Origin of the sequence: Thermotoga sp. KOL6 (assembly GCF_002866025.1) — a bacterium.
Lineage (GTDB): Bacteria > Thermotogota > Thermotogae > Thermotogales > Thermotogaceae > Thermotoga.
Window position 1 is genome coordinate 515,390 of record NZ_LNDE01000002.1, and the last position, 12,672, is coordinate 528,061.

Here is a 12,672-nt window from a genome sequence, read left to right on the forward strand (position 1 = left end):
GTATGCTGATACACGTTTGTTGTGCTCCCGATCTTCTAACAACTCTTTTCCATATAAAAAATGTGGAGTTTTTCTTTTATAACCCGAACATTCAACCACCTTTAGAATATGAAAAGCGGAAAAGAGCTGTTGAAGATGTTGCACGTTATTTTTCCCTTGATGTCTCGTACGGAGAGTATTCTGTTGAAGAAGTTAAAAAATGGTATTCCGTTGTAAAAGCTTATAAAGATCTTGGTGAAGGTAGTGAGAGATGTGAGAAATGTATAAGCTTTCTTTTAGAAAGAACGGCTCAAGAAGCCCAAAAAAGAGGTTATGATTCGTTTTCTACCACTCTTCTTGCAAGTCCGAAAAAGAATCTTTCAATGATAGAAAAGATTGGAAAAACTCTCGAAAAGAAATACGGAGTGAAGTTTTATTTCAAAAACTTCAGAAAAGGTGGGGCTTATCAAGAGGGCGTGAGGCTTTCAAAGGAGTTGCAAATTTATAGGCAAAATTACTGTGGGTGTGTGTTCAGTTTTTTGGAGAGAAGGGTGAGGAAACATGTTGAGGCTTCCAAACAACGTTACGCTGAGTGATGGTGATAAGATCATCTGGAATGGCTTGAATCTTCCTGAGATATTTGTTTTGGAAACTTCAAGAATGGTGCTCGAGTCGAGTGTTCCTATAAAAGGTGAGGTGGTTTGCTTTCCTGTGAAGACTATTTTAGGACCAATTGCTGTTTTCACGGAATCAAGGATCGAGCCGTACGATATACTTGCAGACCTTTTGAACTACGAACTTCAGAAGATTCGATGGTACAATGAAGAAGTAGAGAAATTGGTGGATGTTCTTTCAGAAAGTTGGCGAGTGGGGAAAAGAATCTTCATCATGCGATCGAGGAACCTTGAAAATCGACTCTCTTTAAGGATGATGTTTTCCAATCTTGTAGATGCAGTTTACAATGCGGGAGATTTCGACGTGGGAATTGCACCTTCGGGTATTTCTTTACCGAGGATAGGTGAAGATGGAAAGGTTGTTTTTTCGGATCCAGAGGAAGATCTTCATGAGGCTGTGAGGAAAGCTCTGATGATGAATAAATATCTTGATCATGGGGTAGCAGTTTACGAAGATCTCAACAACTACGATTTCTCTTTACATATCGATATACCGGAGGTAGTGAAGATCTTTTTGAGAAGTAAAAGCTTGTTTGAAGTAGCGAAACATATGAAGCTAGAAGAAGAGGAGGCTTTCAAAAAAATTCTTGAATTTGAAAAAGAAACACTCATTTCACCACGGATTCCAATAGAAGCTTTTTTGCTGTTGAAGGAGGGCTGAAATTGAACGATTTCATCGTTCTTACGATTCCTTCCAAAAAATCGTATATAAGAGTTGCACGTTCTGCCATGCGTAATTTTTTGATTTTGAACGGTTCTCCAGACAGCGTGATTGTAGACATGGAAATCGTTTTGGGAGAAATTCTAGCCAATGTGATCCAGCATACTTACAAATGTAATGAGACGAAAAAAATAATCATAAGTTATGTAATTAGGGGTGACTCTTTTTCTATACTTGTGAGAGATTTCGGAAATCCTGTTGATCCTGCCAAACTAAAACCTCTTCCTCCCGATTTAGAAAATCCGAGAGAAGGGGGATATGGTCTTTATATAATCCACAAGGTAACAGATAAGTTCGAAGTGAAAACTTTCAACAATGGGAATCTCTTTATCGCTGAGAAAAACTTGGGGTGAAAAAAGTGATAGTTAATGTCATCGGAGCAGGACTTGCAGGTTCTGAAGTTGCGTACAACCTCGGGAAAAGGAATGTAAGAGTGCGACTCTACGAAATGAGACCTTTGAAAATGACGGAAGTACATAAAACGGGATATTTTGCAGAACTTGTCTGTAGCAATTCTCTCAAATCGGAGGATCTAACCAATGCTGAAGGTCTTTTGAAAGCTGAAATGAAAATGATGGGGTCAGTGACTCTTGAAGCAGCTGAAAAAGCTCGTGTTCCCTCTGGAAAAGCTTTGGCTGTTGACAGAAATGTATTTGCGAAAGAAGTAACGAAGGTCATCGAAAGTCTGGAAACTGTTGAAATCGTAAGAAAAGAAGTTGTCCAATTCAATCCGAGTGAGGAAATATGGGTGATAGCAACGGGGCCCGCCACCTCGGAAAGTTTTCTATCTTTCTTGAAAGAATTTTTGGGAGAAGATTTTCTATTTTTCTTCGATGCGGTTTCTCCCATTGTAACCTTCGAATCGATAGACATGAGCTGTGCTTTCTGGGGAGATAGATTCGGGAAAGGGAAAGACTACATAAATTGTCCTCTCACCAAAGAAGAATACGAAGAACTCTGGAGAGCCCTCGTTGAAGCCGAAGTTATAGAGATGGAGGATTTTGACAGGAGACTTCTCTTCGAAAGATGTCAACCGATAGAAGAGATAGCACGGAGTGGGAAAGATGCTCTGAGATATGGGCCGTTGAGACCCACCGGGTTGGTGGATCCAAGAACGGGGGAAGAACCTTACGCTGTCGTCCAACTCAGAAGGGAAGACAAAGACGGGAAATTTTATAGCCTTGTTGGATTCCAAACGAGATTAAAATGGGGGGAACAGAAAAAAGTTTTGAAGAAGATCCCTTGTCTTAGAAACGCTGAGATTGTTCGATATGGCGTTATGCACAGGAATATTTATATAAATTCTCCAAAAGTGCTCGACGTTTTCTTTCGATCGAAAAGGCATCCGAATGTGTTCTTTGCAGGTCAGATCACCGGTGTGGAAGGATATATGGAATCGGCTGCGTCCGGGATATATGTAGCTTACAATGTGAACAGAATTCTACATGGGCTTCCGCCGTTGAAACTCCCCGAAGAAACAATGATGGGAGCGCTTTTCAGTTATATAATAGAAAGGGTTGAAGGTAATTTGAAACCAATGTACGCAAATTTTGGTCTTTTACCACCTCTTCATGATAGAACTCGTGGAAAATTCGAACGGAGAAAATTGCTTGCAAATAGGGCTCTAAAAGCTATGAAAGAATTTTTGGAAGCAAATCCGTGGTGAAATGAGGGGGACAATGAAGGTGGAAATTTCAGTTTCGGAAGATAGAATGCAGGCCTATGTCATTTTGAGAAAAGAAAGACCCGATGAACCCTTTCTTTCAAAAGAGGAGTTGTTAAACGTTTTGTACTCTGCTGGTATAAGATACGGGATAAAAGAGGAAGTGATCGACGAACTTTCGACCTCTCCAGTTTTCAACACGCCTGTTCTTATAGCAAAGGGTACTCCTCCTATAGATGGAGAGGATGGAAGAATAGAACTGCTGAAGAAACCGAATGAGGAGGAAACCTTTCAAGGTTCGAAGAAAGTTGATCTCAGAGAAATTCCGGCAAAGCAAAGACTCATTGTGAGAAGGGGAGAAACGATAGCCAGAATTGTCCCTCCCACTCCGGGTAAGGAAGGAAAAGACGTGTTTGGAAATTCTGTGAAACCGAAACCAGGAAAACTTCCTGAATATCATCTTGGATATAATGTAACTGTAAAGGACAACGAAATAATAGCTACGAGAAGTGGTATCTTGGCGATAGAAAGCAACGGTACTATACATGTTTACGATACCCTGGAGGTAGATGTGGTCGATTATTCCACTGGAAACATAGATTTCCCCGGAAAAGTAGTCGTAAAAGGAGACGTGAAACCTGATTTTGTGGTGAAAGCCCAGGAAGATATAACGATAAAAGGCGTGGTAGAAGCTGCAACGGTTATTTCTTTCAACGGGAGCATCACGGTAGCAGGGGTGAAGGGAAGAAATAAAGCCTTTCTAAAAGCTAAAAAGACCGTTAAGGCCGCTTTCATAGAGAGCGCAGAAGTGGAAGCAGAGGAGATAGTGGTAGAAAAGAGCATCGAAAATTCCCTTATAAAAGCGCACACTGTGATGGTGACAGGTAGTAAAGGAAGTATAAGAGGGGGTACGACCATTGCCCGAGTAAAGATTGAAACGTATCAGCTAGGCTCTCCTATAGGTATCAAAACACAAGTGGAGGTTGGAGTCGACCCGACGATAAACGAGAAGATGAAACTCATTTCTGCACAGATTTCACTTGACAAAGAGAACGTTAAGAAGTTGACAAAGCTCCTTATAGAACTCAGAAAACTGCATAGCACACTGAAAGATAAGTTTCCTCCCGACAAGGAAGAGATCTTGAAGAGGGTGAACAACACCCTAATAAACCTCAGAGAGTCCATTCAAAAAAACGAACAAGAACTCAAAGAGTTGAACAGAGTAGCAGAGGAAATGGCGAAGAGTGCTTCCGTTATCGTCAAGGACGTTGTGTATCCGGGCGTCGAGATCATCATGCTCGACAAGATTTTCCGTGTAGAAAAGAGTATCACTAAAGTGATTTTTTATTACAGAGATGGAGAAATAAGAGTGGGAGGTTATTCAGAATGACGATAAAAGTTCTTCCACAATTGAGGAAACAAATATGGGGTAGCAAACGCCTCGGAGAGATGTTCGGTTCTGAAGAGAGAATAGGTGAAGTGTGGTTGCTTTCGGGACATCCTCTCTTCATAACTGAAACTGAAGAAGGGATTGATCTCAATGAAGATATGGAAAGGATCCTAGGAAAAGTTTTCCCGCGCTTTCCGATTCTTGTGAAACTCATCTCGGCAGAAGAATGGCTTTCTGTACAAGTTCATCCAAACGATGAAGAAGCAAGGTTGTTGGAAGGAGAACCTTGGGGGAAAACCGAAGCTTGGTACTTTGTAGAGGAAGGGCAGATAGCTATTGGCGAAGATCCTGAAAAGATAAAAAAGGCTCTCTCGACAAAGAATTGGAATAACGCCTTGAAAAAGTTAAAAATTCTTCCTGAAACCTTCGTTTTTTTACCTGCTGGTACTGTTCACGCGTTGGGCCCGAGTGGTTTTCTTATTGAGATCCAACAGTCATCGGATGTTACTTACAGAGTGTACGATTGGGATCGTGGCAGAGAGCTCCATATAGAAAAAGCCTTTAAAGTTATGAAAAGAAGAAGTTTCGATGATCTTCTGATTAAGAATTTCAAAGAGTTTGAATGCGAGTATTTCAAAGTCAGAAAGACCAAAAAAGAAACGCTAAAAGGATTCTGCACTATCGTTGTTCTTGAAGATGGTGAAGTAGATAGCCGAGAAGTTAGGCAATTTGAAACGTACATTGTGCCGAAAGATGAAGAAGCGTTTCTCAACACGACCAGTTTGGTGATTGAACTGGGAAACTTTTTCGAAAAATGGGGTGAGAGGCCATAAAAAGAGTGTTCTTGAGTGATCTGCATATAGGAGACGGATCAGCGAAGGATGACTTTTTTTTCGATGAAGAATTGAATAAATTCTTAGAAGATGTATCCGAAGAACCGAAAGTCGAGCTTTTCATAGTAGGGGACGGGTTTGAGATACTCGAAAGTCGAGCAGTGAAGGAGTTGGGTTTAAAACCTTTCGAAGAAATAATAGAAACCCTAGATGGGACTCTTATGGATGAGATAGAGAGAAAGCACCAAAAAATTTTTAAAACGCTAAGGCGATTTTCTAAAAAACATAAAATTTATTACATAGTAGGAAATCACGACTATCATATCTTCAAAAATGAAAAACTTCAAAAAGCTTTGTTGGAAAGATTTGAACATTTCGAAATATTACCATATTATTATGATCATCAGAATAGACTTTTGGTACTTCATGGGAACCAATTTGACGCTATAAACCGTTTTTCTCTAGACAAGAAGAATAAAAAAATAGTTCCACCACTCGGTGATTTTATAGCGAGATATATGATGGTGAATTTTGACGAACACGTAATAAATTTTGCTCCAAAGGACATTGTGCGGGATTATGATAATGTTAGACCTCTTCTAGACGTTTTTCACTGGTTCGAGTATGTCACTGAAGCTTACGATCTTGGAATCGATTTGGTAGAGATTTGGTTAAGAAGTTTTCTGGACATGCTAAAAACGAAAGAAGCAAAAACGTGGATGAAAAATACTTTTCCAAACACCTATTGGTTATCTAAAGTGTTTGTGAACAGATTTGGTGGTGTGGAACTTGGAAGGATCTTGGTGAGAACCATATACACTTTCAGAAAGCTCAGAAGGATCGACTATCTTCAGAAATGGGCGAAAGCTATTTTGAAAGAAAAGAAAAATTGGAAAAATTTTATGATAGGGTACGATGGGAATTTAGAGGAAATAGATAAAGTTGATATACTTGTAATGGGGCACGTACATCATTTCACTTACAAAATAATTCCTACGCCTACCGGGAAAAAATTGTATTTAAATTGCGGAAGTTGGAGGCCCGTTCTTGAAAAAGTAGGACTAAGAAAAAAGCATGGTTTTCACAGGAAAGCAGAACTTCCCAAGGTTTTGATGGATTTTTCAGGAGACCAAGTAGAAGTGAAAGTATCTGTTACGAACATACTCGGGAGAATCTAAGGGGGGAGAGTGTGATCTCCAATCCCATTTTAGGATACAAACTTGATCCGGGTGAACCTGGTCTTCCTTATTCTGCTCCGGCTAGTCAGAGTGTACTTCGAGTTCTTTCGCAGGAAATATCGAATCTCATCGCTTTCAAGAGAGAAGCTTTCAGAGAAGGTGGATATGTTGTATACAGCAATATACATTTAGATATGAAAAAAAGAGGCTCTTTTCTTGCTGCAGTTGCAGGACGTACACAGGTGTTCATCTACAAACCTGCTTCATCGGAAGGGAGTAGCAATTTAAACTCTGATCTTCAAACGCAACAACAGGAGATAGAAAGAAAGATTCTGGAACTCCAATCTAAACTCGAAAAAGAGACAGATCCGTTGAAGAAAGAAAAATTAAAAGAGGACATAAAGAGACTCGAACTTGCTTTGAACATGTTGAGAACAAGTTTCAGTGTTCCAGAACTCTTGGTAGGAATATTACTCGACAGTCTCGTTTGAAAAGATCTTTAAGAAGGCTTCTACGACCTTTGGATCGAATCTTTTTCCAGATTCTTTCTTGATCAACTCTATAGCTTCCTCGTGTGTTTTTGTCCTTCCTTCCCATTCTGAAGAAACAAAATTTGTGAGGACGTCATAATAATCGCAGACGGAAATGATACGGGCTTCGAGAGGTATCTCCTCACCTTTGAGGCCATCTGGATATCCTGATCCATCCCAATTTTCGTGATGATGTCTCACGATGGGTACGGCGTCCCATAACACCTCGAGGGATGCTAGAAAGATAGAACCCATTATCGTATGGTCCTGTGGGTAATTTTCAAAAATTCTCAACCTTGTGGGAGTGTAAAGCATAAGTTGCTCTATTCCAATTTTTCCTACATCGTGCAGCATGGCGTATTCTTTCAAACGAGATATTCTTTCTTCAGAAAGGCTCAATTCTTTTCCTACACGTTCTGCAAGCTTAGCAACTCTTTGAGAATGGCTCCATCCATTTTCGTCTTCTATTTCCATCAAAACCACCATCGCTTGAAGAAGACCGCTTACCATTCTTCTCACCCAGCTTCCAGATAACATTTTCTCGTTTGATAGAACGTAAGCGATTGCGGTGGCTTCTTCTTTGTTAACACGGTCTACCACGATTGGCTCATCAGATCTGTAAATCGAACATACGTTATCTTTGCATACAACCGATATTCCAGGGAAAGAACGCCTTTTTGTCAAGAAAGCTATTTGTGCTTTTTCCAAAGAATCCACCTTTTCATAGAGTCTATCTATCTTTTCAACAATCTTTTCGAATTCATTGTCTTCGAAAAAACACTTCACGTTCATCCCTCCAATGTGAGCTCCAACTTTCGATTTGCTACCTCTTCTCTTAAAGTTTTCACGAATTCCTCTAAGCTTAAATCCCTGATTTCTTTTCCTGTTCTCGTTCTCACAGAGAGTTTTCCACTAGCTAACTCTTTGTCTCCGATTATAACCATATAAGGGATCTTCTGAATCTGCGCTTGTCTGATTCGATATCCCAGAGTTTCCCTTCTGTTATCAAGAAACACTCTGAATCCGCTTTTAGAGAATTCCTTAACAATTTTTTTGGCTCCCTCACTGTGCTTGTCGGAAATCGGAATCACTACTACCTGTACGGGGGCTATCCAAGTTGGAAAAGCCCCGGCAAAGTGTTCAATGAGAATTCCAAAAAACCTTTCGAGAGATCCATAAATCGCCCTATGAATCATCACAACGGTATGTTCTTTATTGTCTGGGCCAATGTAAGTAACGTTGAATTTCTCAGGCATCATAAAATCAAGTTGAATAGTGGCACACTGCCACTCTCTTCCCAAAGAATCTTTTATATGGAAATCTATCTTTGGCCCGTAAAATGCTCCTTCGCCTTCGTTTACTTTGTAAGGAAGATTGGCTTTTTCAAGGGCATTCTTGAGTGCTGTTGTTGCTTTTTCCCAAATAGCTTCATCTCCCATGTGATCTTCGGGCATAGTGCTGAGTTCCACTCTATAAGTGAAGCCGAACTGCTTATATATCACATTGACAAGATCTAGTACCCCAAGAATTTCTTCCTCGATTTGTTCAGGGGTGCAGAAGATGTGAGCGTCGTCCTGCGTAAAAGATCTTACTCTCATCAAACCGTGCAAAACCCCGCTTCTTTCATACCTATGAACCCTACCGAATTCAAAAAATCTCAGCGGCAGATCTCTGTAGGATACTGTCATACTTTTGTATACAAGGATATGACCAGGACAATTCATGGGCTTCACAGCATACCTTTCTTCATCTTTTTCTATAAAATACATGTTCTCTGCATAGTGATCCCAATGACCTGATATTTTCCAAAGTTGTTCGTTCATGATGAGAGGTGTGAATATTTCTTTATATCCTCTTTGCTGATGGAGTTCTCTAGAAAAATTCATCAATTCGTTTAACACAATGGCCCCTTTCGGTAAAAAGAAAGGCATTCCGGGAGCGAATTCTGTGTTCAAAATGAACAATTCCAATTGTGGTCCTAATTTCCTATGGTCCCTTTTCTGTGCTTCTTCAAGGAATTTCAAGTAGTTTTCAAGGTCCTCTTTCTTTGCGAACGCTGTTCCGTAAACTCTTGTCAACATAGGGTTCTTTTCGCTTCCACGCCAGTAAGCACCGGAAACAGAAAGGAGTTTGAAATGTTTCACAACACCTGTGGAGGGAAGATGTGGACCTCTACATAGATCCACGAACTCTCCTTGTTGATACACTGTTACTATATCGCCCTCTATTTCCTCAATGAGCTCTAACTTGTAAGGTTGATCTTTAAATAACTCCTTAGCTTCTGTCTTACTTATAGTCTTTCTCTCTATTGGAAGATTTTCTTTTATTATCTTCTTCATTTCCTGTTCAATTTTCGGCAGGTCTTCCTCAGTGATCTTGCCATTTTTGATGTCGAAATCATAGTAGAAACCGTTTTCAATAGTTGGACCTATTCCAAGTTTCACGTTATCCCTACCGTATATCCTCATTACAGCTTGAGCGAGTATGTGAGACATCGTGTGCCTGTAGAATTCAGGTGCTTCGGGATCGTCGAGCGTAACAAAGCGAATCTTCTCACAGTCTTCCTCAAGAGGTCTCTTAAGGTCCCACAACTCACCATTCACGACAGCACCTATTACTTTTTTAATACCCATCTCACGGACGATCTCCATCGGCGTGATTCCTTTTTCGTATTCTCTCAGACTTCCATCGGGAAATTTTACCTTTATTTTCATCTATTTCCCTCCTTTAGTTTTTCGTAGAGCAATTCTGCTACTTCAGGTGGCACCCATTCGGTTACATCACCACCATAAGCGGCAACTTCCTTGACAAGACTCGACGAAAGGAAAGAAAATTTTTCACTTGCTGTGAGAAAAACTATTTCTAGCTCGTTGTACAACTTTTTGTTTGCAAGAGCCATTTGAAGCTCGTATTCATAATCGGTGACGGCCCTTAAGCCTCTCACCAAAACTCTTATATCATGTTTCTTCAGGTAATCTACTAATAAACCTTTGTGAACATCCACCTGTACGCCTTTTAAATTCTTTAAAACTTCTTCTATTATCTTTTTTCTTTCTTCCAAGCTGAACAAGCATTTCTTTCTCGGATTTTCGGTGACGAGAACCACCAATTCGTCGAAGATCGTCAAAGCCCTCTTTATGATATCCACATGTCCGAAAGTTATAGGGTCGAAAGAACCAGGATAAACCGCTTTCATTTTACCATCTCCTGTCTGCACATTTTACTTGGAAGAATGTTCTATCTTCTATTCTGAGAGCTGTAAGTTTTCCACCATAGACACATCCCGTATCTATACCAATCTTATCGCGAGAAACGTAAGGTTCAGTAAAGGGAGTATGCCCAAAGATCACAATTCTTCCAGGTAGAGGATTTTCACTGTATATGAATTCTTCTCTTATCCACACAAGATCAAATGGATCTTGTTTCTCGAGTGGGACACCCGGTCTCACTCCTCCGTGGACGAATAGATAGTTTCCCTTCTCGTAATAATAAACGGTGTTTTCGAAAAATTCTAGAAAATCGTATATTCTTTTTACTCCTCCAAAGCTTTCTACAGTACTTCTTGCACCATTGAAATACCATATGTCACACCCGGATCCATGTTTCACACAGTTTAGGAGCATTTCTTCATGATTACCCCTCAAGAATGTACATTTGTAGTGTTGCGATAATTCAACTAAAAAACTTACAACTTCCTTTGAGTTCGGACCCCTATCAATGTAATCCCCGATAAAAACGAGCTCGTCTTTTTCCTCCAACGGTAGTTTCTCAAGGAGCAATCTCAACGACGAAAAACATCCATGTACATCACCTATTGCGTAGACCATCAAAAGAACCTCCCGTACATCAGTCGATTCCAGATTGCAGACAATACCACACCGAGAACGGGACTCATCCACCACCTAACATCCGGTTTTTTAAATTTCCAAAGTCGGTAAAGAAAACCGAGAACAAGGGAGAGAAAAGCGAACAGTTTTCTATCAGCAAGTAAGAAAACAAAAAACGCCAATCTCTCAGAGATCCCCTCTATGTCCGAGATTTTCGGATCACCAGGAATAAGGTTTCTGAATATGTAGGTAACTGCTACGGAAACCACGTTCATTCCAAGAAGGTAGAAGATGAACTCCGAAGTTAGATAAGAATTTGCGAATATATTCCTTATTGAAAAATTTAGGAAGAAAAAAACAATCAGAAGAGATGTCTCCAAAAAGTCTATTGCTCGCTTTTTTCCTTTCTTATGGAGCTTTACTCTGAAAAGATCTCCTGCAATGTGTACAATGACCGATATGAAAAATACAATTGTTCCTTGGGTCGATTTGAAGATAACATCGAAAGTGAAAGCCAGAATGGCAAACACAGACCAAATCATATGTCCAATCAATTTCCAACCTTTGTACTCTCTTATCTTGGCATTGTTCGTGAATCCGTGGTCTGCTACCACGTGGCCTAGAAGAAGATGGAACGGAAACAAACGAATCACCTCCAAATTCTGTCTTCCAATTTAGAGAAGAACTCCTTCAATTTCTCAAATTTTACAAACTCCTTTATCATAAGAGAGGTATTTATCTCAAGAGGTCCTTCTTCTAGTGCTTCCAAGTAAATTTCTTCCAACTTGCTCACAAAAAATTCCACAGACCAGTTCTTTCTAACGAAATCTTTCCCCTTTTCGGAAAGTTCTTCTCTCAGTCTGTGATTTTCAAGAACGTTTCTCAAAATTCTTGCAAAATCTTCAGTGTTCTCTTTTTCGATAAGAATGGCTCCTTCACAACCTTTCAAAACGTCCTTCACGCCTTTCCACTTCAAAGCCACGACGGGTAAACCAGAGGCCAGCGCTTCCAAAAGTACCAATCCTTGGGTTTCAGTTTTCGAGGCAAACAAGAACACATCACCGATTTTGTAGTACTTCGGTATCTTCTCATGGGGTATGTAACCTGTTACTACAACGTTCAGTTGTCTTTTTCTGGCAAACTCTTCAACTTCTTTTCTCTCGGGACCGTCCCCAACCATAACAAAAACAGTATCTGGTGAATTTACTTTTTCGAATACATGCAAGAGGAACTCTATATTTTTCTCTTTCGCTATTCTTCCAACGTACAAAATGACCTTTTTGTTGACGAGTCCATATTTTTTTCTGAGATCGTCTGCTTTCGCATTTTCGAACTTTTCGATTTCTATGCCTGTTGGAAGTACTTTAATGGGTCTCTTCACACCGTAACTTTCCAATTCGGATTTTATATCTTCTGTTGGAGCGATTACTACATTCACTAGGTTGCAAAACCATGCGCTGAAATGTTCTACCATCTTTCGGGGGGGAGTGAATGGTTTTGGAATATAATGTCTGTATTCAGGAAGAAGAGTGTGATAGGTGTGGACATGAGGAAGCATCATTTCTTCTTGTATCTTTAACGCTTTGAATCCCATAAAGAAGGGGGAATGACTGTGTAGTATTTGAACTTTATTCTCTCTTACAAAATCGAGAATCCGTTTGGTGGGGGCAATAGAGATCCTGTGTTGCCTCTCCGAAGGAAATGGAATACTTTTAACCACAAGAACATCTTTTTCATCTCTCGGAGCGGACGGTGCCACCACTACTACTTTGTGGCCGCGCTCGGTTAACTTCTCTTTGTAAATCTTTATAGATGTGGCAACACCGTTTATTTGTGGTGCATAAGTATCACTGAACATTCCGATGTTCATAACTCAT

Annotated in this window: 14 protein-coding genes; 8 read left to right on the top strand and 6 right to left on the bottom strand. The window is 40.1% G+C overall.

Features of this window, described 5'->3' with window-relative positions:
- Positions 1–2 precede the first annotated feature (2 nt).
- From AS005_RS06800 to AS005_RS06835, 8 genes are read left to right on the top strand one after another with little or no spacing between them, the layout of a single operon-like run.
- Positions 3–575 carry an epoxyqueuosine reductase QueH gene (locus AS005_RS06800; protein ID WP_101510924.1) on the top strand — a complete coding sequence of 191 codons (573 nt, stop codon included), beginning with the start codon at positions 3–5 and terminating at the stop codon, positions 573–575.
- On the top strand, positions 541–1,314 hold the full coding sequence (locus tag AS005_RS06805; RefSeq protein ID WP_101510925.1) for a DUF4940 domain-containing protein: 774 nt from the start codon (positions 541–543) through the stop codon (positions 1,312–1,314). Before AS005_RS06800 ends, AS005_RS06805 begins: the two co-directional genes overlap by 35 nt.
- 2 nt (positions 1,315–1,316) lie before the next feature.
- The gene (locus AS005_RS06810; protein WP_101510926.1) at positions 1,317–1,727 is read left to right on the top strand and encodes an ATP-binding protein; all 411 of its coding nucleotides are present in this window, start codon (positions 1,317–1,319) and stop codon (positions 1,725–1,727) included.
- A 5-nt stretch (positions 1,728–1,732) separates the two neighbouring features.
- A complete protein-coding gene (gene trmFO, locus AS005_RS06815; protein ID WP_101510927.1) occupies positions 1,733–3,040 on the top strand; it encodes a methylenetetrahydrofolate--tRNA-(uracil(54)-C(5))-methyltransferase (FADH(2)-oxidizing) TrmFO in 1,308 nt (435 codons plus the stop codon).
- A 13-nt stretch (positions 3,041–3,053) separates the two neighbouring features.
- The gene (locus AS005_RS06820) at positions 3,054–4,427 is read left to right on the top strand and encodes a DUF342 domain-containing protein (protein WP_101510928.1); all 1,374 of its coding nucleotides are present in this window, start codon (positions 3,054–3,056) and stop codon (positions 4,425–4,427) included.
- Entirely contained in the window at positions 4,424–5,260 is an 837-nt protein-coding gene (locus AS005_RS06825) for a type I phosphomannose isomerase catalytic subunit (RefSeq protein WP_101510929.1), read from the top strand. Before AS005_RS06820 ends, AS005_RS06825 begins: the two co-directional genes overlap by 4 nt.
- 5 nt (positions 5,261–5,265) lie before the next feature.
- Positions 5,266–6,438 (top strand): metallophosphoesterase, encoded by a 1,173-nt coding sequence (locus AS005_RS06830; protein WP_101510930.1) that lies wholly within the window; start codon positions 5,266–5,268, stop codon positions 6,436–6,438.
- Positions 6,439–6,449: 11 nt separating this feature from the next.
- Complete coding sequence (locus AS005_RS06835) at positions 6,450–6,929, top strand: hypothetical protein (protein ID WP_101510931.1); 480 nt, start codon at positions 6,450–6,452, stop codon at positions 6,927–6,929.
- Here the strand turns inward: AS005_RS06835 and AS005_RS06840 are convergent.
- Genes AS005_RS06840 through AS005_RS06865 form a run of 6 tightly spaced genes read right to left on the bottom strand, consistent with a single transcriptional unit; the run spans position 6,909 to position 12,665 of the window.
- Positions 6,909–7,754 (bottom strand): HD-GYP domain-containing protein, encoded by an 846-nt coding sequence (locus AS005_RS06840; protein ID WP_101510932.1) that lies wholly within the window; start codon positions 7,752–7,754, stop codon positions 6,909–6,911. The genes AS005_RS06835 and AS005_RS06840 overlap by 21 nt on opposite strands.
- A gap of 2 nt (positions 7,755–7,756) precedes the next feature.
- Complete coding sequence (gene thrS, locus AS005_RS06845) at positions 7,757–9,682, bottom strand: threonine--tRNA ligase (protein ID WP_101510933.1); 1,926 nt, start codon at positions 9,680–9,682, stop codon at positions 7,757–7,759.
- On the bottom strand, positions 9,679–10,164 hold the full coding sequence (coaD, locus tag AS005_RS06850; RefSeq protein ID WP_101510934.1) for a pantetheine-phosphate adenylyltransferase: 486 nt from the start codon (positions 10,162–10,164) through the stop codon (positions 9,679–9,681). Before coaD ends, thrS begins: the two co-directional genes overlap by 4 nt.
- A gap of 1 nt (position 10,165) precedes the next feature.
- A complete protein-coding gene (locus tag AS005_RS06855; RefSeq protein ID WP_101510935.1) occupies positions 10,166–10,795 on the bottom strand; it encodes a metallophosphoesterase family protein in 630 nt (209 codons plus the stop codon).
- Positions 10,795–11,439 (bottom strand): hypothetical protein, encoded by a 645-nt coding sequence (locus tag AS005_RS06860; protein WP_199203874.1) that lies wholly within the window; start codon positions 11,437–11,439, stop codon positions 10,795–10,797. The genes AS005_RS06855 and AS005_RS06860 overlap by 1 nt, the downstream gene beginning before the upstream one ends.
- A gap of 5 nt (positions 11,440–11,444) precedes the next feature.
- A complete protein-coding gene (locus AS005_RS06865; protein WP_101510936.1) occupies positions 11,445–12,665 on the bottom strand; it encodes a glycosyltransferase family 4 protein in 1,221 nt (406 codons plus the stop codon).
- Between the last annotated feature and the right edge of the window lie 7 nt (positions 12,666–12,672).